Source organism: Enterococcus sp. CSURQ0835 (assembly GCF_902706605.1).
In the GTDB taxonomy this organism is placed as follows: domain Bacteria; phylum Bacillota; class Bacilli; order Lactobacillales; family Enterococcaceae; genus Enterococcus_A.
On record NZ_CACSLH010000007.1, the window covers coordinates 69,640 to 93,809 of the forward strand.

The 24,170-nt window shown below is 43.8% G+C and carries 21 protein-coding genes, 2 tRNA genes and 1 pseudogene; 19 read left to right on the forward strand and 5 right to left on the reverse strand.

What is annotated here, in order from left to right; all coding sequences use genetic code 11:
* The first annotated feature begins 77 nt into the window (after positions 1 to 77).
* From GVJ38_RS04685 to GVJ38_RS04710, 6 genes are all read left to right on the forward strand, one after another.
* The gene (locus tag GVJ38_RS04685; RefSeq protein WP_159722020.1) at positions 78 to 1,253 is read left to right on the forward strand and encodes an ABC transporter substrate-binding protein; all 1,176 of its coding nucleotides are present in this window, start codon (positions 78 to 80) and stop codon (positions 1,251 to 1,253) included.
* 92 nt (positions 1,254 to 1,345) lie between these two features.
* The gene (locus tag GVJ38_RS04690) at positions 1,346 to 2,224 is read left to right on the forward strand and encodes a branched-chain amino acid ABC transporter permease (RefSeq protein ID WP_159722021.1); all 879 of its coding nucleotides are present in this window, start codon (positions 1,346 to 1,348) and stop codon (positions 2,222 to 2,224) included.
* Between the two features lie 9 nt (positions 2,225 to 2,233).
* A complete protein-coding gene (locus GVJ38_RS04695; protein ID WP_159722022.1) occupies positions 2,234 to 3,208 on the forward strand; it encodes a branched-chain amino acid ABC transporter permease in 975 nt (324 codons plus the stop codon).
* Entirely contained in the window at positions 3,189 to 3,965 is a 777-nt protein-coding gene (locus GVJ38_RS04700) for an ABC transporter ATP-binding protein (RefSeq protein ID WP_159722023.1), read from the forward strand. Before GVJ38_RS04695 ends, GVJ38_RS04700 begins: the two co-directional genes overlap by 20 nt.
* Positions 3,965 to 4,666 (forward strand): ABC transporter ATP-binding protein, encoded by a 702-nt coding sequence (locus GVJ38_RS04705; RefSeq protein WP_159722024.1) that lies wholly within the window; start codon positions 3,965 to 3,967, stop codon positions 4,664 to 4,666. Before GVJ38_RS04700 ends, GVJ38_RS04705 begins: the two co-directional genes overlap by 1 nt.
* 3 nt (positions 4,667 to 4,669) lie before the next feature.
* Positions 4,670 to 5,320, forward strand: coding sequence for a CBS and ACT domain-containing protein (locus tag GVJ38_RS04710; RefSeq protein WP_159722025.1), 651 nt, complete (start codon positions 4,670 to 4,672; stop codon positions 5,318 to 5,320).
* Between the two features lie 64 nt (positions 5,321 to 5,384).
* On the opposite strand, the gene GVJ38_RS04715 is transcribed toward GVJ38_RS04710, so the two are convergent.
* From GVJ38_RS04715 to GVJ38_RS04725, 3 genes are read right to left on the reverse strand one after another with little or no spacing between them, the layout of a single operon-like run.
* Positions 5,385 to 7,763, reverse strand: coding sequence for a homocysteine S-methyltransferase family protein (locus GVJ38_RS04715; RefSeq protein WP_159722026.1), 2,379 nt, complete (start codon positions 7,761 to 7,763; stop codon positions 5,385 to 5,387).
* A complete protein-coding gene (locus GVJ38_RS04720; RefSeq protein ID WP_159722027.1) occupies positions 7,760 to 8,425 on the reverse strand; it encodes a vitamin B12 dependent-methionine synthase activation domain-containing protein in 666 nt (221 codons plus the stop codon). Before GVJ38_RS04720 ends, GVJ38_RS04715 begins: the two co-directional genes overlap by 4 nt.
* Positions 8,422 to 9,276, reverse strand: a complete 855-nt coding sequence (locus tag GVJ38_RS04725) for a methylenetetrahydrofolate reductase (RefSeq protein ID WP_159722028.1) — start codon at positions 9,274 to 9,276, stop codon at positions 8,422 to 8,424. The genes GVJ38_RS04720 and GVJ38_RS04725 overlap by 4 nt, the downstream gene beginning before the upstream one ends.
* 142 nt (positions 9,277 to 9,418) lie before the next feature.
* Between GVJ38_RS04725 and GVJ38_RS04730 the strand changes: the two genes are divergently transcribed.
* The 5 genes from GVJ38_RS04730 (at position 9,419) to GVJ38_RS04750 (ending at position 11,542) form a co-directional block, all read left to right on the forward strand.
* Positions 9,419 to 9,649: a DUF2969 domain-containing protein gene (locus GVJ38_RS04730; RefSeq protein WP_159722029.1), complete on the forward strand. Its 231-nt coding sequence runs from the start codon at positions 9,419 to 9,421 to the stop codon at positions 9,647 to 9,649.
* 97 nt (positions 9,650 to 9,746) lie between these two features.
* Positions 9,747 to 9,830, forward strand: a tRNA-Tyr gene (locus GVJ38_RS04735).
* Position 9,831: 1 nt separating this feature from the next.
* Positions 9,832 to 9,903, forward strand: a tRNA-Gln gene (locus GVJ38_RS04740).
* A gap of 199 nt (positions 9,904 to 10,102) precedes the next feature.
* Positions 10,103 to 10,288: a hypothetical protein gene (locus GVJ38_RS04745; RefSeq protein WP_159722030.1), complete on the forward strand. Its 186-nt coding sequence runs from the start codon at positions 10,103 to 10,105 to the stop codon at positions 10,286 to 10,288.
* A gap of 189 nt (positions 10,289 to 10,477) precedes the next feature.
* Positions 10,478 to 11,542 carry a glycoside hydrolase family 73 protein gene (locus tag GVJ38_RS04750; RefSeq protein ID WP_159722031.1) on the forward strand — a complete coding sequence of 355 codons (1,065 nt, stop codon included), beginning with the start codon at positions 10,478 to 10,480 and terminating at the stop codon, positions 11,540 to 11,542.
* Positions 11,543 to 11,669: 127 nt separating this feature from the next.
* On the opposite strand, the gene GVJ38_RS04755 is transcribed toward GVJ38_RS04750, so the two are convergent.
* Positions 11,670 to 12,278, reverse strand: coding sequence for a TetR/AcrR family transcriptional regulator (locus tag GVJ38_RS04755; RefSeq protein WP_159722032.1), 609 nt, complete (start codon positions 12,276 to 12,278; stop codon positions 11,670 to 11,672).
* A gap of 176 nt (positions 12,279 to 12,454) precedes the next feature.
* On the opposite strand from GVJ38_RS04755, the gene GVJ38_RS04760 reads away from it, so the two are divergent.
* Both GVJ38_RS04760 and GVJ38_RS04765 read left to right on the forward strand, forming a co-directional pair.
* The gene (locus GVJ38_RS04760; protein ID WP_159722033.1) at positions 12,455 to 16,711 is read left to right on the forward strand and encodes a 2-hydroxyacyl-CoA dehydratase; all 4,257 of its coding nucleotides are present in this window, start codon (positions 12,455 to 12,457) and stop codon (positions 16,709 to 16,711) included.
* A gap of 197 nt (positions 16,712 to 16,908) precedes the next feature.
* The gene (locus tag GVJ38_RS04765; protein WP_159722034.1) at positions 16,909 to 17,613 is read left to right on the forward strand and encodes a GntR family transcriptional regulator; all 705 of its coding nucleotides are present in this window, start codon (positions 16,909 to 16,911) and stop codon (positions 17,611 to 17,613) included.
* A gap of 16 nt (positions 17,614 to 17,629) precedes the next feature.
* Here the strand turns inward: GVJ38_RS04765 and GVJ38_RS04770 are convergent, their stop codons facing one another.
* The gene (locus tag GVJ38_RS04770; protein WP_159722035.1) at positions 17,630 to 18,274 is read right to left on the reverse strand and encodes a YigZ family protein; all 645 of its coding nucleotides are present in this window, start codon (positions 18,272 to 18,274) and stop codon (positions 17,630 to 17,632) included.
* Between the two features lie 117 nt (positions 18,275 to 18,391).
* Here GVJ38_RS04770 and GVJ38_RS04775 point away from each other — a divergent pair, with 117 nt between their 5' ends.
* The 6 genes and pseudogenes from GVJ38_RS04775 to secA all read left to right on the forward strand — a co-directional run.
* Positions 18,392 to 18,679 carry a DUF7662 domain-containing protein gene (locus GVJ38_RS04775; protein WP_159722036.1) on the forward strand — a complete coding sequence of 96 codons (288 nt, stop codon included), beginning with the start codon at positions 18,392 to 18,394 and terminating at the stop codon, positions 18,677 to 18,679.
* 44 nt (positions 18,680 to 18,723) lie between these two features.
* Positions 18,724 to 19,011 (forward strand): hypothetical protein, encoded by a 288-nt coding sequence (locus GVJ38_RS14270; RefSeq protein ID WP_235032809.1) that lies wholly within the window; start codon positions 18,724 to 18,726, stop codon positions 19,009 to 19,011.
* A complete protein-coding gene (locus tag GVJ38_RS04780; protein ID WP_235032811.1) occupies positions 19,008 to 20,018 on the forward strand; it encodes a DEAD/DEAH box helicase in 1,011 nt (336 codons plus the stop codon). The genes GVJ38_RS14270 and GVJ38_RS04780 overlap by 4 nt, the downstream gene beginning before the upstream one ends.
* Positions 20,008 to 20,679 carry a ComF family protein gene (locus tag GVJ38_RS04785; protein WP_159722037.1) on the forward strand — a complete coding sequence of 224 codons (672 nt, stop codon included), beginning with the start codon at positions 20,008 to 20,010 and terminating at the stop codon, positions 20,677 to 20,679. The genes GVJ38_RS04780 and GVJ38_RS04785 overlap by 11 nt, the downstream gene beginning before the upstream one ends.
* A 137-nt stretch (positions 20,680 to 20,816) precedes the next feature.
* Positions 20,817 to 21,368, forward strand: coding sequence for a ribosome hibernation-promoting factor, HPF/YfiA family (hpf, locus tag GVJ38_RS04790; protein ID WP_159722038.1), 552 nt, complete (start codon positions 20,817 to 20,819; stop codon positions 21,366 to 21,368).
* 380 nt (positions 21,369 to 21,748) lie between these two features.
* A pseudogene (secA, locus tag GVJ38_RS04795) lies at positions 21,749 to 24,122 on the forward strand (preprotein translocase subunit SecA); the annotation flags it as partial.
* Positions 24,123 to 24,170: the final 48 nt, after the last annotated feature.

Genomic DNA, 24,170 nt, shown 5'->3' on the forward strand with positions numbered 1-24,170 from the left:
AAATTCTGTTGACAGTTTTTGATTTTTGTTTTATTATTCTTTACATCACTAAGAGAGAACGACTGGGAGGAATCAAAATGAAAAAACGAACATTTGCGGCCGTGGCTGCCGGTCTATTTTTATTTGCTGCGTGTGGCTCACCGACGGCAAAAGGCAATAATAGTGCCAGCAACAATGATAAGGACAGCAAAACGGTCAAGCTAGGCGTCAACATGGAACTTTCTGGAGCAGCTGCAGCTTATGGCGGTGCTGAAAAAGAAGGGATCGACTTAGCAGTTGACCAAATCAATCAAGACGGCGGCGTGTTAGGTAAAAAAATCCAAGTCGTTAGCAAAGATAATAAATCAGACAACAATGAAGCAGCGTCAGTTGCAGCCAACTTGACGACAAAAGATCAAGTCGCAGCGATCGTCGGACCGGCAACGTCGGGCGCGACTAAAGCGGTCTTGCCAAATATCACGAAAGCGCAAGTTCCAACTGTAACACCTTCTGGGACTGACGATGCGATCACGAAACAAAAAGGCAAAGTGCAGCCTTACATCTTCCGGTCTTGTTTCCAAGATAGTTTCCAAGGTGTCGTGTTGGCGAAATACGCTGAAGACAATATGAAAGCTTCGAAAGCTGTGATCTTAGGAGATAACTCGAGCGATTACGCGATCGGATTAGCAAAAGCGTTCAAGAAGACGTACAAAGGGGAAGTCGTTGATGAAGAAAACTTCACGGCTGGTGATAAAGATTTCCAAGCGACTTTAACGAAAATCAAAAACAAAGATTTCGATGTGTTGTTCATCCCAGGTTACTACACTGAAGCGGGCTTGATCATCAAGCAAGCACGTGAGATGGGAATCGACAAACCGATCATTGGTGCCGATGGTTTCGGTGATGAAAAATTAGTCGATACAGCTGGGGCTAGCAATGTTTCAAATGTCTTTTACACGGGTCACTTTTCAACGAAAGCTCCAGCCACAGACAAAGTTGAACCATTCATCAAAGCGTTTAAAGAAAAATACAATCAAGAACCTTCTTCATTCAACGCGCTAGGTTACGATGCTGTTTATATGATCAAACAAGCGATTGAAGATCAAAAATCAGCAAGTCCCGCAGCGATCACTAAAGGCTTGGCGAACTTGAAAGGTTTCGTCGGGGTAACAGGTGAGATGACGATGGATAAAAATCACAACCCAGAAAAATCAGCGGTTGTCCTTGGCTTGACCGATGGAAAAGAATCTTCTGCTGAAACAGTCAAACCTTAACAAAACCGTTTAAGCGGAAAAAAGAGGGATTGGAACATGACTATTGTCCCAATCTCTTTATTTTTGAAGAAAGATGAGAGAGTGTGATCGAGATGGAAATATTTATTCAACAACTAGTCAACGGGCTATTTCTCGGCAGTATTTATGCTTTGATGGCGCTCGGTTATACGATGGTGTACGGCATCATCAAATTGATCAACTTCGCCCATGGTGACATTTATATGATCGGGTCATTCATCGGCTACTTTTTATTAAATCAGTTTCACATCGGTTTTTTCCCGGCGATGCTCTTATCGATGGTCGGTAGTGCAATCTTGGGAATGCTGATCGAATTTTTAGCGTATCGGCCTTTACGAAATTCCACGCGGATCGCAGCGTTGATCACAGCGATCGGGGTTTCTTATTTACTGCAAAATACGATGATTTATTTCTTTAGTTCTAATACACGACCGTTTCCGCAAGTCATCAAATTAAAAACGTATCACTTAGGCTTTTTGAATATTTCAAATATCCAAATTTTGATTTTAGTCGTGTCATTAGCATTGATGATCTTATTGAATCTGATCGTGCAAAAAACGAAGATCGGAAAAGCGATGCGTGCCGTGAGTGTCGATACGGATGCCGCGCAACTGATGGGGATCAATGTCGATCGGACGATTTCGTTTACATTTGCGATGGGTTCGGCATTAGCCGCTGCTGGTGGGATGATGATCGGCTTGTATTATAACTCTATCGATCCGATGATGGGATACATTCCCGGGATGAAATCATTTATCGCAGCTGTTTTAGGTGGGATCGGTGTGATCCCAGGTGCTGCGATCGGTGGCTTTGTGATCGGCTTGATCGAAACGATCACGACTGCACTTGGCTTTTCGGATTTCAAAGATGCCGTCGTGTACGCCGTTTTGATCTTGATCTTATTGGTCAAACCAGCGGGGATCTTAGGCAAAAATATCAAAGAGAAAGTGTAGGTGGATCAAATGAAAAAGAATTTACGTTACAATTTGATTTGGCTTGCGCTGATCATTTTAGGTTATGCAGTTCTTTATGGTTTGTACTCAGCTGGTCTGGTCAATTTGTTTTTAGATAATATTTTAGTACAGATCGGGATCAATGTGATCTTAGCAGTTGGTTTGAACTTGATCATCGGGATCTCAGGCCAATTTTCATTGGGGCATGCGGGCTTTATGGCGATCGGTGCTTATGCGGCTGCGCTAGTTTCCATGAAGTTACCTACATACGGCGGCTTTTTTATCGGCATGGCGGTAGGCGTCGTCTTAGCCGGGGGCGTGGCCTTTGTCGTTGGGATGCCGACATTGCGGTTGAAAGGTGACTACTTGGCGATTGCGACATTAGGGGTAGCGGAGATCATTCGAATCTTGATCATCAACTTCAAAGGGATCACCAATGGACCATCAGGCTTGTTCGGGATTTTGCCGTTTGTGGATTGGCAAATGGTCTACGGCTTTTTGGCGATCACCACTTTGATCGTCGTTAACTACATCCATTCAGGAGCTGGGCGAGCAACCTTAGCGATTCGCGAAGATGAGATCGCCGCAGAATCAATGGGCGTCAATACGACGAAATATAAAGTCGTGGCCTTCACGTTAGGTGCGATCACAGCTAGCATTGCCGGTTCACTTTACGCGGGTTACTTGCAATCGATCGCACCTAAAGATTTTGCCTTTACGAAATCCGTCGACATTTTGATCATGGTGGTACTAGGCGGGATCGGTAGTGTGACGGGAAGTTTTATCGCGGCGATCTTATTAGGGATCTTAAATATGTATTTACAAGACTTTGGTGCGTTGCGGATGATCATCTATGCGTTAGCTTTGATCATCATCATGATCTTCAAACCAAGTGGCTTATTAGGAACCAAAGAATTTTCAGTGAAAAAAATCTGGCACAAATTTAGCAAAGGAGATGACCAAAATGCCTCTGTTGGAAATTAAAGCCTTAACGAAAAACTTCGGCGGCTTGGCGGCTGTCTCAAATGTCGATATGACGCTAGATCAAGATCAGTTAGTCGGATTGATCGGACCAAACGGCGCAGGGAAAACGACACTGTTTAACTTGATCACCGGTGTCTATGAACCTAGTGAAGGGGATGTGTTATTAGAAGCAGATGGCAAAGTGCAACGCTTGAATGGTGAGAAGCCGTATCACATCGCCGATCTTGGGTTGAGCCGAACTTTCCAAAATATTCGACTGTTCAAAGATCTCAGCGTGTTAGACAATGTGCTGATCGCGATGAACAGTAAAAATAAAGAAGGCTTTGTGGCGAGTGTCTTACGCTTGCCGAAATTTTATCAAAAAGAATCAGAGATGCGGGCAGAGGCGCGACGTTTGCTAGAAATTTTTGACCTGCAAGCTAAAGCCGAAAATTTAGCGCGTAATTTACCTTATGGGGAACAGCGGCGACTAGAGATTGTTCGAGCGCTGGCGACGAAACCTAAAATTTTATTTTTAGATGAGCCGGCAGCTGGGATGAATCCACAAGAAACTGCAGAGTTGACGGAATTGATCCGTAAGATCCAAAAAGAATTTCATATCACGATCTTATTGATCGAACACGATATGAGTTTAGTCATGGAAGTCTGTGAACGGATCTATGTGTTAGAGTACGGTCGGATCTTAGCTGAAGGGACTCCCGCTGAGATCAAATCTAATCCAGAAGTAATCAAAGCGTATCTAGGAGGTGACTTGTAATGTTAACGATCGAAAATCTATCCGTACATTACGGGATGATCCAAGCGGTACGCGATGTAAGTTTTAATGTTAACGAAGGCGAGATCGTGTCATTGATCGGAGCCAATGGTGCGGGGAAGACGACGATCTTGCGAACGATCTCCGGTTTGATCCATCCATCAGAAGGTAAGATCACGTTCGAAGGTCAACCGATCCAAAAAAAAGCGCCACGTAAAATCGTTGAAAACGGCTTGTCACAAGTTCCTGAAGGTCGACATGTATTTCCGGGGCTTTCAGTGCAAGAAAACCTTGAGATGGGCGCTTATTTACGTAAAGATAAAGATCTCTCAAAAGATTATGCGGCGATCTTTGAAAAATTCCCGATCTTAAAAGAACGCCGGAGCCAAGACGCGTCGACTTTATCTGGTGGGGAACAACAAATGCTTGCGATGGGGCGTGCCTTGATGTCAAAACCACGCTTGTTGTTACTAGATGAACCGTCAATGGGACTAGCACCGATCTTTATCAAAGAGATCTTCAACATCATCCAAGAAATCCAGCAACAAGGCACGACCGTCTTATTGATCGAACAAAATGCGAAAATGGCGTTGTCGATCGCTAACCGCGGGTATGTTTTGGAGACCGGCAAAGTTGTCTTAGAAGGTACCGGGGCAGAGCTTTTGGCTAGTGATGAAGTGAAGAAAGCGTATTTGGGAGGTTAAGTTATGAGTGTAAAAGAATTTATGTCCGAAAATCTGATCACGATCGAACCGGAAACAAAGATTTTCGACGCGGTGGATTTGATGAAAAAACATGATATCCATCGTTTGCCAGTTTTAAAGGGTGGCAAGTTAGTTGGGCTGATCACAGAAGGTACGATCCAAGCCGCGCTACCTTCAAAAGCCACTAGTTTGAGTGTGTACGAAGTCAATTATTTATTGAATAAAACGACGGTGGCTGACGTGATGATTCAAGATGTCAAAACGATCCCACCGACTGCCCAATTAGAAGACGCGATCTATTTGATGCGTAAAAATAAAATCGGGGTCTTGCCGATAGTCGCCGGCGACCAACTAGTCGGGATCATCACGAACAATGATATTTTCGATGCCTTTTTACAAATCTCCGGTTATCACGAAGGCGGTACCCGCATTCAAGTGAAGATCGCAAAAGATAAAACGGGTGTCTTAGCCGAACTTGCGGAACTGTTAGCCAAAAATGAATACAGCATTTTGACGGTGATCGTCGACCGAGCTCATGGTGAGACGATCATTGAGATTCAGATCCAATCGCAAGAGCCGGAAAAAATCCGCGCATTAGTCACAGGTGCGGGCTTTACTGTTGCCAGTGCGGAACTGACGAAACCATTTGAGTAATTAAAAAAGATCTTAGCCGCGTTTTGCGACTAAGATCTTTTTTAGTTTGTATTGGATCGGCTAGCTAATTTTGATCTGCAAAAAAACGTTGCGCAATCGTGACACTTTCAAGTGCATCGTGGGCATAAAAATCCGCACCGACAAATTCACGGTAATCTTCATTCAATACGGCACCGCCGACCATAAACGTGACGTTTAATTCAGCGGCTTTACAAGCGGCGATCGTTTTTTTCATGCTCTGGACAGTGGTCGTCATCAAAGCGCTCAAGCCGACTAATTTGATCTGCTGTTGTGTGATCGTGGCAACGACAGTTTCGATTGGCACGTCTTTTCCTAGATCCACTACATCAAAACCATAATTTTCCAGCAGCATCTTGACGATATTTTTGCCGATGTCATGAATGTCACCTTCCACCGTCGCTAGTAAAATTTTGTGACTCGTTGTTTTTGCGGCTGGCTGAGTCGCAAAATAATCTTTTAACACGTCTTGGGCTTGTTTGACGGCATTGGCTGATTGCATTAGCTGCGGTAAAAACAAACGGCCTTGATCAAATTCTTCGCCGACGAGATTTAAGGCGGGGATGAAAAATTGATCAACGATCTCTAGCGGTGTGTTTACTTCCAATAGCTCACGAGTCACCGGCGCAGTCTCATCTTTTCGCCCTTGGATGATCAACGTTTTTAAATCGGTTTCGTCAGACGGCGTCAGAACTTGTGCCGACGCTTTTTTTGTGATCGTGATTGCTTGGTTGTTGGCGATAAAGTTCGTTGCATCGTGATCTTGTCCATTGATCACGCGTAAGGCATGGATCGCATTTGACATGATCGGAGAAGCCGGGTTGATGATCGGTGCGTCTAAACCAGCGCCGACTGCTGCGGCTAAAAAGGTACTGTTTAACAACGCACGATTCGGTAACCCAAAGGAGACATTGCTGACGCCGGCTACGGTTAGTAAACCTAATCGTTTTTTGATCAGTTTCAACGTGTCTAAAGTAACTGCCACTTGGTCTTGCTGAGCCGAAGCCGTTAAGACGAGTGGATCGATCAAAACATCGGCTGGTGGAATTCCAAAGCTTTGTGCTGTTTGTAAAATTGTCGCTGCGACCTCACAACGTGTTTCAGCTGTTTCAGGAATGCCCGTCTCATCTAAAGCTAAGCCCAACACTAAAGCGCCGTATTTTTTGACGAGCGGGAAAATTTTTGCCATCGTCTCAGGTTTTCCGTTGACTGAATTGATCAAGGGCCGACCATTGTAGATCCTTGCGGCAGCTTCGATCGCTTCCGGGCTAGAGCTGTCGATCACAAGCGGTAATGAGGTGATGCTTTGCAATTCAGGAATGAGGTGCGTCAATAGTTGGGCTTCATTTAATTCTGGCAACCCGACATTGACATCTAATAGATCAGCACCGGCAGATTGTTGCGTGATCGCTTCATTTAACACATAAGCAAAATCATTTTGACGTAAGGCTGCTTGCAAACGTTTTTTACCGGTGGGATTGAGCCGTTCACCGATTACAGATAGTTGGTCGTTTAAAATGTGGGTCTGAGTACCGCTAGTGACCGCGGTGACTGTCTGAGGGTTAGTTTTTTTTATGGACGTAGTATCAAGTAAGTGGCGCAGTTCTTTGATAAATGCAGGAGTCGTCCCACAACAACCGCCGATGATGCGAACGCCTTTTTGCAACATTTTTGCGACATTGGCGGCGTATTCCGTTTCGGTGATGCGATAAACTGTCTGACCGTCTACGATTTCTGGTAAGCCAGCATTTGCTTGAACAATCACGGGAATTTGAGCGTAGTCGAGTAAAGTTTCGACATGCGGTAAGAGCTCTGCTGGACCGAGGGAACAATTCAAGCCGACTGCTGCGACGCCTAAACTTTGTAATGTCAAAACGGCGGTCAATGGATCAGTCCCTAAAAAAGTTCGACCATCTGCTTGGAACGTCATCGTGGCAAAAATCGGTAGTTGAGTATTTTCTTTTGCGGCTAAGATTGCGGCTTTTGTCTCCAATAAATCCGACATCGTTTCGATCAAAATCAAATCAGCACCGGCTTGTTCGGCAGCGATCATTTGGATTTTAAACAAGTCGTACGCTTCATCAAAGGTCAATGTGCCAAGCGGAGCTAATAGCTGACCGATCGGACCAATGTCACAAGCGACAAATTTTGGTTGAGCAGCGCGGGCAAGTTGGACGGCTTTTATGATGATTTCTTCGACGTCTTCTGGTTTGATTTTTTTTCCATTTGCTTGAAAAGTATTCGTCGTCACAACATCGCAACCTGCTGCAACGTATTCTGTGTGGATCTGTTGGACGATCTCAGGATGGGAAAGGTTGAAATATTCCGGTAACGCCCCAAGTGGCAGACCGTATTTTTGTAACATCGTTCCCATCGCTCCGTCAAATAATAATGGGTGGTTCTTTAAATGTTCAAGAATCGTCATCTTTTTCCTCCTACTCGATAAGGGCATGTGGTCAAATCGCAATCAACACAGTTCGGGCGTTGCCGACGAGGGCGCGCCATTTTTTCATCCGCAAATAAACCGGTGAAGGCCGTAATAGATTTGCGCGGGATCATCAATAAATTTTCGTTTAACGTGATGCCTAATTGTCTTTCCGCAGCGAGTGCGTGTAGCAATTGCGGTTGAACCGTCAAGGGCAAGTCACCATAACCAGGAGAAAAACGCCGGTTCAAGGTGAGGCCACCTGCTTGTTGTTCGATGTCACACTCCGCTAGATCCGCGATTTTTTCGATATATTCCGTACAACAAGCATCTAAGATCACCGCTCGGGTCAAGTCAGTTGCTTCGTAGCGTCTAATTTGGCGTTCGATGGCAATTCCTAAGGTGACACCCAAGAGGGCGATTTTTTGTGCGTGCTGTAAATGTTTATAAACGGAACGCCCTGGTAACACGACACCAGCTTGTGGCACGACGATCGTATCATTCGTGACTTCAAGTTCAAAAATTTGAAACGTGTACCGCGGTTGGCTGATTTGTTGCACCTCACAGCTTAGTTCTTCGATCAGCTGCCTCATCTCGGGGCGCAATGTTTGTTGGCGCTTATAGCCTAAATAGCGTAAGATCTCCGTTTGATTTAATTTCATCGTAACAACTCCATTGCGGCGCGCGCGATTTCAGGTCGATTCATCGTGTAGACATGAATGCCGTCCACGCCTTGTTTTTTCAAATCTTCCATTTGTGTCAACGCATATTCTAAGCCAGCTTGACGTAAAGATGGCGCGTCGTGTCCATAGCGGTGGATGAGCTTGATCAGTTCAGCGGGCAAGGACGAACCGCACATGAAAATCATTTTTGCGACTTGTTGCTGACTTAAAATCGGCATGATTCCAGCAGAAATCGGAATCGTGACGCCAGCTTGTTGGGCTTGTTCCATCAGTTGATAAAAGACGCGGTTATCAAAAAATAATTGCGAGATCAAAAATTCTGCGCCACTCGTTTGCTTGGCTAATAAATGCTGGCTATTTTCATGACAATCTAGTTGCGAGATGTGACCTTCTGGATAACAAGCAGCCCCCAAACATAAATCCGGTTGCGTTTGGTGCAAATAGCCAATCAAGTCTTTGGCATAATGAAAATCCGGTAAGTCCGCGTCAGTTAAGGGTAAGTCCCCTCGCAAAGCTAAAATATTTTCGATGTTGTGAGCTTTGATAGCTGCTACGATTTGATCGATCTCAGCTTGACTTTTTTTGACACAGGTCAGGTGATGGAGGGATTCGATCTGGTATTTTTCTTTTAATGTCGCGGCGATAGCTAAAGTTTGCTGGTCGGCAATACTTCCACCCGCGCCATATGTCACACTGATGAAATCCGGTTGATAGTCAGTCGTTTGTTCTAAGGTGGCATAAATTTTTTCAATGCTGTCCGTTTTTTTCGGGGGAAAGACTTCAAAGGAAATCACGCAATCTTTTTTTTGGTAAATCGATGATAACTTCATGAATACCTCCTTAAAGCTTTTTGTCGATTCTATCATAAACTAACAAGCTTTCAAGCTAAAGTTGTCTGAATTGACTGATTTTTTTGCTTTTACTAGGTCCTCTTTCAAAAATATGCTAAAATAAACGAGCGGAGGAGAAATCATGGCAAAAAAAAATAAAGATATTGAAGTTCAGATTAATGAAGTAAAAAAACAAGTAGCAGGTCAGACGGTGACAGTCAATCAACTTGTGATCGGTAAAAAAGTGATCGGGGAAGTCATCCCAACCACAAATCAATTCGAAGCGTGGTCAGATGGGGAAAAAATTTCGACGGTTAAAACCTTGGATGCTGGCGTTGAAGCCGTGATCCGAGCGTGGAATTTACACGACTAAAATTTTTTTACAAAAGTACTTGCAATTTATTTTGAAATTCTGTATTATAACTGATGTCGGGTTTTTAAATAATAAAAACTGCCAGACATCATCGTTTGGAGGAGTAGCGAAGTGGCTAAACGCGACGGACTGTAAATCCGTTCCTTCGGGTTCAGTGGTTCGAATCCACTCTCCTCCACCATTGGGGTATAGCCAAGCGGTAAGGCATCAGACTTTGACTCTGACATGCGTTGGTTCGAATCCAGCTACCCCAGTTTTTAAGTCAGACAGCGGTCTGGCTTTTTATTTTGCAATTAAAAAGTAACGTCGCAGCTCGGTTTTGTTTTTAGAGCGGTCGTGCTAGGATCGTAAAAGGCAATGGAGTGACTCGACCATAATTTTTACTGCGGCTTGCCTTATGACTTGCACTTTTTTTGATTTTTGGCTACCTTGGAGTAAAGGAGCTGAAGCTAGATGAAAAAAGTTGAACAAGTCAAGTCTGCGGTAACGGAAGCGGCTGAGCGGATTTATGATCTAGTCAAAGACAATCATTATGATGTCTCCGTCAATGTCATGAATAAAGATCGTAAAAAAGGGATGACAATCCAGCGCAACCGGCCAACGCGCCACACGATCAAATGGCGGGCCAAAAATCATTGATCACAGTGGAACTAGCCGAGGTGTGCTAGTTCTTTTTTATTTTGGCTCGAGAAATGAAAGTCTCATTTTTCCTTGATAGGATCTCCTAAAAAATAAAAAAAATTTTGTTAAACGTGGAAAACGTTTTCGGATTGTGTTATTTTAGAAGTAGCAATTTTTGTTCTAAAAAATAAAAAATGGAGGCGTATTATGAATTTAAAAGTGCCGTTAGTTGGTTTAGTCGCAGTGATGAGTCTCGGCTTAGCACCTCAAGTTTTAGCCGCTGAAGAGAGTCCCCAAGAAGTGACCGAAGCGACTGGAGGGACCGGGTTAGTTCATACTCATCAAGTACCGCTGGAAGAATTTTTATTCCAATCGCGCGCAGACAATCGTAGTGTGCAACAAAACTTTATCAATCAAGTGGCCCCGTCTGCCCAAAGTTTAGCTGGAGCAAATGATATGTATGCTTCAGTGATGATCGCCCAAGCAATCGTTGAAAGTGGCTGGGGCAAGAGTACGTTGTCAGCTGCACCAAACTATAATTTATTCGGGATCAAAGGAAGTTACAATGGTCAATCAGTTACGATGCCTACTCAAGAGTATATCAATGGTCAGTGGATCACAGTCAATGCAAAATTCCGGAAATATCCTTCTTATAAAGAATCGTTGCAAGACAATGTCAACATCATTCGCAATACTTCTTTTTCACCGGGTGTTTATTATTATGCCGGCGCGTGGAAAAGTAATACGAAATCTTATCGGGATGCGACGGCTTATTTGACGGGGCGATATGCGACCGCTCCGAATTATGCGACTGCGTTAAATAATATGATCGAAACGTATAATTTGACTCAATATGATAGCGGCGTGCAGACGGTTCCGATGCACCGCTTGTACAACAAAAATACCGGCGAACATTTTTACACCGGTAGCACAGCTGAAAAAAATGGTTTGATCAATATGGGTTGGACATTTGAAGGCACGGCTTGGCAAGCACCAACTTCTAGTTCAACGAAAGTCTACCGTTTGTATAATCCTTATACCGGAGATCATCACTATACGACAAGTAGTAAAGAACGCAACGGCTTGACTAGCATCGGTTGGAAATATGAAAGCGACTGCTGGTACTCTGGCGGAAATCGCGTCTTGTATCGTTTATACAATCCGAATGCGAAAACAGCTGGAGCTCACCATTACACGTTGAGCAGCAGCGAAAAAGATTCGCTAGTCCGCGCTGGTTGGCGGTACGAAGGGATCGGCTGGAACGGTTATTAAAAATCAGAAAAGCTGAACGAACGAGTTTGTGACGCTAGAATAAAATCAAAAAAATCCTATTTCACTCACGAGTTGAGCGAGCTAGGATTTTTTTTGTTTGGAAAGAATTTATTTTGGGTTGAAAAACTCAGTGGTCGATCTCGATTCCTAAGATCGTCAAGTGACCATTGCCTACTAGTTTGATGACGAGTTTGGCTAAATGATTGGCAGTCATCTCGGTGCCGGAAGTGATCCACCAATGAAGTGTGCCGACAAAGATCGAGGTCATGTATTCAATAATAAAATCCATCGGGACCTCGATCTCATTTTCAGTGATCTTCAAGCGATTGAAAATATGCGCATAACGTTCATCTAAAATATCAGCGATCTGTTTGCGCAACATTTCATTAGCAGAAGAATCCATGACAGTCAGAAAAAATTTACGATTTTGCTGGATGTTGTGATAAATATTTGTGAGGACCAACTCGATCTGTTTGACTTTCAAACGATTGCCTTGCACGATCTGTTCGGGGTCTAACACCGAGGCGAACGCATCAATCGCTTTGTGAAAAATAAAATCATATAAGTCTTGTTTATCTTTGAAGTGCGCGTAAAAAGTCGCTCGGTTGATCATGGCAGTGTCGGCGATCTCTTGGACGGTTACGTTATCATAGCCTTTTTGCTCAACTAAAGACACAAAAGCTTCTACGATCATTTTATGCGTTCGTTTTACTCGCAAATCCGTTTTTTTTTCCATTAACTTTTCCTTCCGATTCGCAACAAAAAGTTTTTGACTGTTGCTTATCTCACGTTTTGTTATGTTTTGCTTGTTGCAAAAAAAGAGTGAAGTTCCTAAAATATACGTGAGTAGTATAACAAACACTTTGTCAGATAATCAACACGTGTTGGAAAAAATAGAAGGTAGGGAAGAAAATGACTTTACGAGCGGGAATCGATGTTGGCTCTACGACCGTCAAATTAGTCGTTTTAGACGAACAAAACAAAAGTTTGTTCGCAAAATACGAGCGCCACTTTTCAGATGTGAAACAAGCCACAGAAAAAATTTTCCGAGAGGCCCAAGCGGTAATCGGCGATCAAACGATGACATTAAATATTACTGGCTCCGGCGGGATGGGGCTAGCCGATGTGTTAGGGATTCCTTTTGTGCAAGAGGTGATCGCGTGTACACGCACCGTTGAAGAGGTGATTCCCCAAACGGATGTCGTGATCGAATTGGGCGGTGAAGATGCAAAGATCACTTTTTTTGAAGGCGCGTTAGAACAACGCATGAACGGAAGTTGTGCTGGTGGGACCGGTGCGTTCATCGACCAAATGGCGGTCTTATTGAAAACCGATGCGAATGGGGTCAACGAATTAGCAAAAGGCTACCAGACGATTTATCCCATCGCTTCTCGGTGCGGTGTCTTTGCTAAAACGGATGTTCAACCGTTGATCAATGAAGGTGCTGCTAAAGAAGATATCGCAGCGAGTATTTTTCAAGCGGTGGTCAATCAAACGATCGCAGGTCTGGCGGCTGGTCGTAAAATCAAAGGGAACATCGCCTTTTTAGGTGGACCATTGTTTTTCATGTCGGAATTGCGGCAACGTTTTATTGAAACATTGGACATTGCGCCAGAAAATGTGATCTTCCCGGAAAATCCTCAACTGTTTGTGGCGATGGGGGCGGCATTTTATTCAGAAGGCGCCACAGAAAATAAATTAAGCGACATGTTAGAACGTTTGTTAACTGCTAAAGAAGGTCATTTGCAACCGACCGATACGTTGACACCTTTATTTAATAGTGAAGCCGAACTAGCGGATTTTAGAATGCGTCACAGTCAAGCACAAGTCAGTACTAAAGAATTGGCGCAACATGAAGGCGCGGCTTTTCTAGGGATTGACGCGGGATCGACGACAACGAAAGTCACGCTGATCGATTCAGACGGTAATTTGTTATTCTCATTTTATGGGAATAACCAAGGTCAACCGTTGGAGACGACGATGACCGTCTTAAAAGATTTGTACCACCAGTTGCCAGCAAATGTTTTTATCGCAAAAGCAGCTGTGACTGGTTACGGGGAACAATTGATCAAAAATGCGTTGAAAGTCGATATCGGAGAAGTTGAAACGATGGCGCACTACAAAGCGGCGGATCACTTTCAACCAGGAGTCGATTTTATTTTAGATATCGGCGGGCAAGATATGAAAGCCATGACGATTAAAGATGGCGCATTGTCTTCGATCCAGTTGAACGAAGCTTGTTCTTCTGGTTGCGGCTCGTTTATTGAAACGTTTGCGAAGTCATTGAATTATAAAGTAGAAGACTTTGCTCAAGCGGCACTCAAATCAAAAGCGCCAGTCGATCTAGGTTCGCGGTGTACGGTCTTCATGAACTCAAAGGTCAAACAAGTCCAAAAAGAAGGCGCCTCGGTGGGGGATATTTCGGCGGGACTGTCTTATTCGGTGATCAAAAATGCCATCTATAAAGTAATCAAAGTTCGTCGTCCAGAAGAACTAGGGGACAAGATCGTTTGTCAAGGCGGGACTTTTTATAATGAAGCCGTGTTGCGAGCCTTTGAACTAGTTACCGGCCGCGAAGTCGTTCGCCCTTCGATTGCTGGTTTGATGGGCGCGTTTGGAGCTGCGTTGATCGCGTTAGAAAATTATGAGATCGGCGAAGAGACGACGCTTTTATCATTGACGGAGTTAGATGAATTTACCGCCGATAAAGAATTCACCCATTGTGGTTTGTGCGAAAACAATTGTATGTTGACGGTCACCGTTTTTTCTGACGGACGTCAATTTATTACCGGAAATCGGTGTGAACGCGGTGCTCGGATCAAAGTCAAAAAAGAAGATCGCAAAGTCAATCTCGTCGATTATAAATATAAGCGCCTCTTTAAATATCGTCCGCTACGGAAAAAAGAAGTGACACGCGGTGAAATTGGTATCCCGCGGGTGCTGAACATGTATGAAAATTATCCGTTGTGGCATACGTTTTTCACTGAGCTAGGTTTTCGAGTAGTCTTGTCGCCGCGCTCCAATAAAGAATTATACGAGCAAGGGATGGAGACGATCCCGAGTGACACAGCTTGTTATCCCGCTAAAATCGCTCATGGTCATATCCAAGCTCTGATCGACAAAGGTGTGCCGCGGATCTTTTATCCCGGTGTGGTCTTTGAACGAGAAGAAACCAAAAATGCGGATAATCATTTTAACTGTCCCATCGTTCAAAGTTATCCCGATGTGATCCGTAATAATGTGGATGACATTCGTGATGGCAAGGTCGATTATCGTAATCCTTATTTGAATTTAGCTAATGAAGCCTCAGTAGCCGAAGTCTTGGCGCGTACTTTTGCTGACCTGGGGATCTCAAAAACGGAAGTTGAGACTGCGCTCCATCATGCATACACGGAGTTGGAAAATTTCAAACATGATATCCAACAAAAAGGGGAAGAGACCCTTGCGATGCTGCAGCAAAAAGGGGAGCGAGGAATCGTTTTGTCTGGACGGCCGTATCATTTAGATCCTGAGATCAATCATGGGATCGCTGAAGTCATCACACAAGAAGGTTTCCACGTGTTAACGGAAGATTCGGTCTCGCATTTAGGAGATGTCGGACACTTACGCGTCGTCAATCAGTGGGTCTACCATTCTCGGTTGTATGCGGCCGCGCGCGTTGTCGCCAAAAGCAAACAGCTGGAACTCGTTCAATTGAATTCATTTGGTTGTGGATTAGATGCGGTGACAACGGATCAAGTAGAAGAGATCATGGATCAATACGGAAAAATCTACACCGTTTTAAAAATTGATGAAGGTTCCAACTTAGGCGCGATCCGGATTCGGTTGCGTTCGCTAAAAGCAGCCGTCAAAGAGCGGGATAAATCTCATTACGAACCGACACTTAAATTTGAAGAACCAGAAAAAATCGTCTTCACGAAAGAGATGAAAAAAAATCACACGCTGCTCTTGCCGATGTTGAGCCCGATCCATCAAAGTGGATTGTTCGATGTCGCGTTAGAAGCTTCAGGTTATAATGTTGTGTGTCTGCCCGCGATGGATCGCGAAGCAGTGAATGTCGGCTTGAAATATGTGAACAATGATGCCTGCTATCCAGCGATCATTTCGATCGGTCAATTAGTCGAAGCATTGGAAAGCGGCAAATATGATTTAGATAATGTCAGTGTTATGATGAGTCAAACGGGCGGTGGTTGTCGAGCGACCAATTATATCCCGCTCTTGCGTAAAGCGTTAAACGATGCCGGCTTTTCGCAAGTACCGGTAGTCTCCGTCTCGTTAGGCAACAAAGGCGTAGAATCTAACCCGGGCTTCAAGTTCACTTTGCCGATGTTGAAACGAATCATCGTCGCAGTCTTGTATGGGGATCTGTTCGAACGAGTCGTGTATCGGACGCGGCCGTATGAAATCACTAAAGGTACGATCGATGCGTTACATGAAAAGTGGCTGCAAAAAGTCGAAGGGAATGTTCGGAGCGGCTCATTGACTCAGTTCAACCGTAATATGAAAAAAATCATCAACGAATTTGATACAGTACCGCTTCAAGCGATCACCAAGCCTAAAGTCGGGGTCGTCGGTGAGATCTTAGTGAAATATTCTCCAACGGCTAACAACGATATCGTTCGATTGTTAGAAGCAGAAGGGGCCGAGGCAGTAGTACCAGATCTGATCGGCTTTATGAATTATTCACTGTATAACCAAATTTGGAAATACGATAATTTGGGAATGCCAAAGAAAAATAAAACGCTCGCTGAACTAGCGATCAAGTTGATTGAAGTCGTGGAAAAACCGATGGACAAAGCATTGCGAGCTTCAAAACGTTTTACTGGTGTCCACTCGATCTATCAGTTGGCAGAAGATGCCAGCAAAGTTTTATCGATTGGGAATCACACAGGGGAAGGTTGGTTTTTGACTGGCGAAATGATCGATCTATTGAAAAGTGGCGTCAACAATATCGTCTGCATGCAGCCGTTTGGTTGTCTGCCGAATCATGTCGTCGGTAAAGGGGTGATCAAAGAGTTGCGGCACCAATTTCCAAAAGCCAATATCGCGGCGATCGATTATGATCCCGGAGTTTCGATCGTAAACCAGCTGAACCGGATTCGTTTGATGATGGCGACGGCCAACAAAATGGTCACAGAAGAAACGGTTCAAGCAGATCAAACGAGATAGACGAAGAAACGATTTATTTTATTAAAATAAGGACTAGGAAGCTTTCTATCAGAAAGTCTCCTAGTCCTTTTGACGTGTGTCTGTTGATTTTTTGTGCGAGCAGCGGTTAAAAAAGGAGTTCGCGTAACCTTTCTAGTTGTGCGCGAGGTATATACCAGTTATAATAAATGCAAGAAATCAAGAGAAGAGGAAAAAAGATGGCCAATCAAGTGCCGGTCTATATTCAGATCCATGACCAATTAAAAAAAGAAATCGAAAAAGGAATCTGGAAAGTCGGTGATCGACTGCCTTCAGAGCGCGAGTTGTCGGTTAAATTTGGTGTCAGTCGGATGACATTGCGCCAAGCGATCCAAACGTTGGCAGATGAAGGGATCTTAGAGCGAAAAGTCGGTTCCGGGACATATGTCGCTAGCGAGAAAGTACAAGAAAAAATGAGCGGCACAACAAGCTTCACCGATATTATGGAAGCCCAAAATCGAGTGCCTTCTAGTAAGACGATTTCATTTTTTCATTCGCCTGCTAGTTCTAGTGAAAGTGAAAACCTTAAACTAGCGGCCGGTGAACAAGTGTTGCGGATGGAACGGATTCGTTACGCCGATGGAATTCCGATCTGTTTTGAAGTGGCTAGTATTCCAGAAAAAATCGTTGCCGGCTTCAGCAAAGAAGAAATCACCGAATCGTTTTATCATACATTGAAACAAAAAGGAATGACCCTTGGACAAGCGAACCAAACAGTGTCGGCGATCTTAGCTTCTGAACAGATCGCGGAGTATTTAGATATCAAACGGGGCGATCCGATTTTACGGTTGCGCCAAATCTCTTGCCTGGAAGATGGCCAGCCTTTTGAATATGTTCGCACGCAATATGTCGGCAGTCGGTTTGAATTTTATTTAGAAAAATAGCAACGAAAAAAGCCCCTTATTCAGGAGCTTCGATCACATGTTCAACGTAACGCGTGTCGCCTTTTTTAAACGTGACTTGGCCGTTTAACAGATCCGTGACCTGGGCTTTAAAGGTCTCGCTTTGGTTTTTATCGATCATACAAATAGCTGTGACTTGATCGGTGTACTGCGTGTCTTGTAGCGCGATCTGACTTGTTTCAATGAACTGCTCTAATTTGCCCCATAGCGGATAGGCTAGAGTGACGGCGATGGCTTGTTGTAAGCGGCCCTCGACGATCCCAGTCTTTTTGACACCGTCCGCTACCGCTCCTGCGTAAGCCCGAATCAAACCGCCAGCGCCTAATTTGATGCCGCCAAAGTAGCGGGTGACGACTGCACAAACGTTGATCAGTTCATTTTTCTTCAAGACTTCTAACATCGGGACACCAGCAGTTCCACTGGGCTCGCCATCGTCACTCGTTCGTTGGATTTCTTGGCGTTCTCCCAGCGTAAAAGCGCTGCAGTTGTGAGTGGCTTTCCAGTGTTCTTTTTTGATCGCTTGGATAAAAGCTTTCGCCTCATCTTCTGTTTCGACGCGTTTTAAATGGCAGATGAAGCGGGACTTTTTGATCTCCGTTTCATGTAGGCTATCTGCTTTGATCGTTCGGTAGGTTGGTAACATATTCTCACCTCCTGTTCAGTATAGAAGAAATCAGCCCCAAGTTTCAACTGCTAGCTGCTAGCTAACTCAAATAAAGCAATCACGATCCAGTGATGAGGTATTAAGAAAGGGGAAGACATGGTGAGACGACAGAAAAAATATGATGGGATCACGCATTATTTAAAAACCAACGGCGGCTCGCAAGTCACGCTGACGTTCACGCAATACGATGAATTATTGTTTCCTCACAGTGGCTTACCTCAGACGGCTCGCAAAGATCCTGACTGGTGGGCAAATGATTATCGACATCCTGAAAAAGGTGCGTATGGTTGGTTGAATGCCGGATATGAAGTCGTCCAAGTCAATTTGGAAAAAGAATATGTCGTCTTCAATCAATTGGTCAAATCCAGTTTGTTCAAAGTCTGATGCAAGTCAGGCTTTTTTTCGTACCTTTACTAGAGGTGAAAAAAATGAGCTATGAAGGGCAGCAGTTATTACAAAGTGAATGGGAACATTTTTATCCCCAAGTGGATTTAACAGGAGCTACTAAGATTCCAGCGATGACTGTTGAAAAAACGACCGTCGTGTGTAATCGGTGTTTGAGTCGGTTCAACCAAACGGAAGTCCAAGTGCCGGCCGGCTTTTTTTATTGTCCAGCCTGTTTGTTTTTAGCACGGGTGACAAGTCAGGCTTTTTTTATCGTTTTGACTCAGTTGAAAAACTTCCGCCACCGCCGTTTCAGTGGTCGGGACGTTTGACCTTTCCTCAACAAGCGGTCGCAGAGGCTTTAGTAAATGAGTCGCAAGCGACTTTAGTCTGGGCGGTGACTGGAGCGGGGAAAACTGAGATGCTTTATCCTTTACTCGTCGCACGCTTAGCTCACGGAGAGAAAATTTTACTTACCGCACCGCGGATCGATGTTTGCAATGAATTGTATCTGCGGCTGATAAATGTTTTTCCTGAAAAGGTGATCAGTTTATATCATGGTAAAAAACGCATCGAAGGGACCGGTCAACTCGTAATCGCGACTGTCCCTCAGACATTGCGCTTCAAAGAACATTTCGCGTTGGTGATTGTTGATGAAGTCGATGCATTTCCTTATGTCAATGATCCGCTCTTACAACGCGCCGTCAAACAAGCGAAAACTAAAACGGGGCGGCTTGTGTATCTCAGTGCAACGCCAGACAAAAAAATGTTGCAAGAGCTCGTCGTCTTACGTTTGCCAGCTCGTTTTCATCGGCGGAAATTACCCGTGCCACAAATCGTACAGCCACTCTTTTTAAAACGCCAGTTGCAACGGGGACGCTTGCCCAAAAAAGTTATCCAGCTTGTTCAGGAATGTTTGACTGAAAATGATGTTTTATTGTTCTGTCCCAGTATTGAATTGCTCCAAGCGCTAGGAAAACAGCTGACACTTTATTTTCCAGAAACGAAAGCTACGACCGTCCACGCTCGTGATGAAGAGCGGATCGAAAAAATCGAAGGCTTACGAGCGCAGAAATTTAATTTGTTGCTGACGACTACAATCTTAGAGCGAGGTGTGACTTTTGAACGGGTGAGCGTAATCGTCTTAGATTGTTCTCACCCCAACTATTCGAAAGCTAGTCTCGTTCAGATCGCAGGTCGAGCGGATCGAAAAAGTTTTCAGCATGCGAAAGTTTATTTTGTGACGGCTGAAATGACTCGCGAAATCAAAAACGCGATCCGTGAGATCAAGGATAATAATCAACTAGCTAGAAAGCGAGGCTTGTTAGATGAGATGTAGTTTGTGTCACCAAGAGCTCAGTATCAACCTTTCAGTGATCGAATTGTTTTTTCCGCCGATCAAATGTTGCCGCACTTGTCGGCAGAAATTTACGCGGATCAAACGGACGCAAGCGTGTCTCGGTTGCGGTCGTGCCCAAGCCCAAACGAAATTGTGTTCCGATTGTCAAAACTGGAAAACACTGTATCCACAATTACTAGCGAACCGAGCGCTTTATTTATACGATGCTGCGTTAAAAGATTGGATGCAGCAATATAAATTTTACGGCGACTATCAGTTACGCTTTACCTTTGCTGCGGAATTGAAACAAGCGCTCGCAGATTATCAGGGGTATCTCATCTGCCCGATTTCGCTAGCAGACGAACGTTTTGCTACGCGAGGCTTTAATCAAGTCACGGAAATGTTAAGGGCAGCCCGTGTTTCTTATAGCGAATTATTGGAACGAAAAACAATTGCTCAACCGCAATCAAAAAAGAACCGTCACGAGCGGCTGTTGTTGCCGCAGCCATTTTCGTTAGCTGTACCATCGGAAAAAATTAAAAATAAAAAAGTTTTATTAGTCGATGATGTCTATACGACCGGACGAACGTTATTTCACGCAGCAGAAATATTTTGGGAAAATGATGCAGAAGTGGTACAAAGCTTGACCTTAGCGCGTTGATGGAAGATTTTTTCGTATTTTGGTGATAGCGATTTACTTTGCAAAATGATTAGAGTTAGCTATAATAGAATTAAGAAGAAGAGAGAAGAGTGGTCCTTCCTCTTATCTTCAGTTGGTAGACGAAAGGGGCAATTTGTATGTTTAGATATAATGTTCGAGGAGAAAATATCGAAGTCACTGATGCGATCCGCGATTATGTCGAGAAAAAAGTGGGGAAATTGGAACGTTATTTTACCGACGTACCTGAAGCGACTGCACACGTTAATTTAAAAGTGTATACTGAAAAAACAGCGAAAGTCGAAGTGACGATTCCACTTCCTTACTTAGTGTTACGGGCAGAAGAGACTTCACCAGATTTGTATGCAAGTATTGATTTGGTCGTTGACAAATTAGAGCGTCAAATCCGTAAATTCAAAACTAAAATCCACCGTAAATCTCGTGAAACCGGGTTAGATAAGATCAGCCCTAACACGTACATTGAAGATGAAGGTGCCGAAGAAGAAGCACCAGAAATGGATATTGTTCGGACAAAACGCCTTTCATTGAAACCAATGGATAGTGAAGAAGCGGTCTTACAAATGAACATGTTGGGCCATAATTTCTTCATCTTTGAAGATGCTGAAACCAATGGTACAAGTATTGTTTACCGTCGTAAAGATGGCAAATACGGTTTGATCGAAACAGATTAATAAAGGTAAGGGCGGACTGAAGTGTTTAGTTTAGTCACCGTGTTTATCTACTAGGAAGTCGGACATTTCAGATGTTCGGCTTTTTTTAACTTATTTTCTTGAGAGCTGACTGAGTTCATTTAGTTTATCTTATAAATTCAGTTGAAGGTTAAAGGTAAGGTGCGGTTCGTTTTTTATTGAGCGAGAAACTTATGTCAGTTAAAAGGATTTTTTTTCGAGTAGTAGATTTTTTTTGTGTTAGAAATCGAATAATTGTCTTTACTTTAAGTAAAAATAATTCTTTTATCTGTAGCAGGCGTTTCTTTTCAAGCTGACAAATGATAGAATAAACTGGTGGGTTTGTATACCAAGAGTACTTGTTGAAGGAGAAATATTATCGCATGGCTAACTTTCTACGGAAGATAATTGAAAATGATAAAAAAGAATTAAAACGATTAAGTAAGATCGCGGATAAAGTTGAGTCACACGCTGACGAGATGGCCGCATTAAGTGATGAGGCATTACGTGCCAAAACAGATGAGTTTCGTGGACGTTATCAAAAAGGTGAGACCTTAGACGCTTTGTTACCAGAAGCTTTCGCAGTTGTTCGGGAAGCGGCTAAACGAGTGTTAGGACTTTACCCTTACCACGTTCAGTTAATGGGTGGGATCGTCTTACATGATGGGAACATTCCAGAGATGAAGACTGGTGAAGGGAAGACGTTGACTGCGACGATGCCAGTTTATTTGAACGCGTTGAGCGGTGAAGGGGTCCACGTAGTTACGGTCAATGAATACCTTTCGACTCGTGACTCCACTGAGATGGGCGAATTGTACAATTTCTTAGGAATGACGGTTGGGTTGAACATCAATTCAAAATCACCAGATGAAAAACGAGAAGCGTACAACTGTGACATCACCTATAGTACGAACAATGAATTAGGGTTTGATTATTTGCGGGACAACATGGTCGTTTATCGCAATCAAATGGTGCAACGGCCGTTGAATTATGCGATCGTCGATGAGGTCGATTCGATCTTGATCGATGAAGCGCGGACACCGCTGATCATTTCAGGTGCAGCAGAAAGTTCGACTGCACTTTATAATCGGACGGATAATTTTGTCAAACGTCTAAAAGAAGAGGACGACTATAAGATCGATATCCAATCTAAGACGATCGGCTTAACTGAACAAGGGATCGAAAAAGCTGAAGAAAACTTTGGTTTAGATAATTTATATGATATTGAAAACACGGCCCTGACCCATCATATGGACCAAGCGTTACGGGCGAATTACATCATGTTGCGTGATATCGATTACGTTGTTCAAGAAGGAAAAGTCTTGATCGTTGACCAATTTACGGGTCGGATCATGGATGGTCGTCGTTATTCAGATGGGTTGCATCAAGCGATCGAAGCCAAAGAAGGCGTTGAGATCGAAGACGAAACGAAAACGATGGCGACTATCACGTTCCAGAACTATTTCCGGATGTACAAAAAACTTTCTGGGATGACCGGGACAGCGAAGACGGAAGAAGAAGAATTCCGCGAGATTTATAACATCGAAGTTATCCAGATCCCAACGAATAAACCAATCATTCGGGAAGACCATCCCGATTTGTTATACCCAACTTTGGAAAGCAAATTCCATGCAGTTGTTGCAGATATTAAAGCGCGCCATGAAAAAGGTCAACCGATCTTAGTCGGGACAGTTGCCGTTGAAACGTCTGAATTATTGTCGAATCTATTAGATAAAGAAAAGATTCCGCATGAAGTGTTGAATGCGAAAAATCACTTTAAAGAAGCAGAGATCATCATGAATGCTGGGCAAAAAGGCGCCGTTACGATCGCGACCAATATGGCCGGTCGGGGGACGGATATCAAGCTTGGTTTAGACGTTCGTGAATTAGGCGGACTAGCCGTGATCGGGACTGAGCGTCACGAATCACGCCGAATCGACAATCAGTTGCGGGGCCGTTCAGGTCGACAAGGTGATCCTGGGGTTTCTCAATTTTATCTTTCATTAGAAGATGACTTAATGAAACGTTTCGGTTCTGAAAAGATCAAAGCGTTCTTAGATCGAATGAAAGTCGAAGATGAAGATGCCGTGATCCAAAGTCGGATGTTGACCAAACAAGTTGAATCCGCGCAAAAACGGGTCGAAGGAAATAACTACGACACTCGGAAAAACGTCTTGCAGTATGATGACGTGATGCGCGAGCAGCGAGAAGTTATTTACAAACAGCGTCAAGACGTGATCATGGAAGAAAAAGATCTGTCACCACAGTTGATGAATATGGTGAAACGCACGATCTCACGGGTCGTCGATGGCCATACCCAATTAGAAAAAGCGGATTGGAATTTAGACGGGATCGTCGATTTTGCGGGGACGACTTTAGTCAATGAAAATTCCATCAGCAAAAAAGATCTGGAAGATAAAACGCCTGAAGAAATGAAAGATTATCTTTACAATCGCGCAAAAGAAGTCTTTGATCAAAAAGCGGAGCAGCTTCACAGTCCAGATCAATTATTGGAATTTGAAAAAGTCGTGATCTTACGCGTTGTTGATACGAAATGGACCGATCACATCGATGCGATGGATCAGTTACGTCAATCAGTTGGGTTGCGAGCTTATGGACAAAACAATCCGTTAGTGGAATACCAAACTGAAGGTTATAAGATGTTTGAGGATATGGTCGGTTCGATCGAATATGAAGTGACTCGTCTCTTCATGAAAGCTGAGATCCGCCAAAATGTTCAACGAGAACAAGTTGGCACGCAACAAGAAGAACATCCGGTCGAAGAAGATCAACCGGCGTCACCAC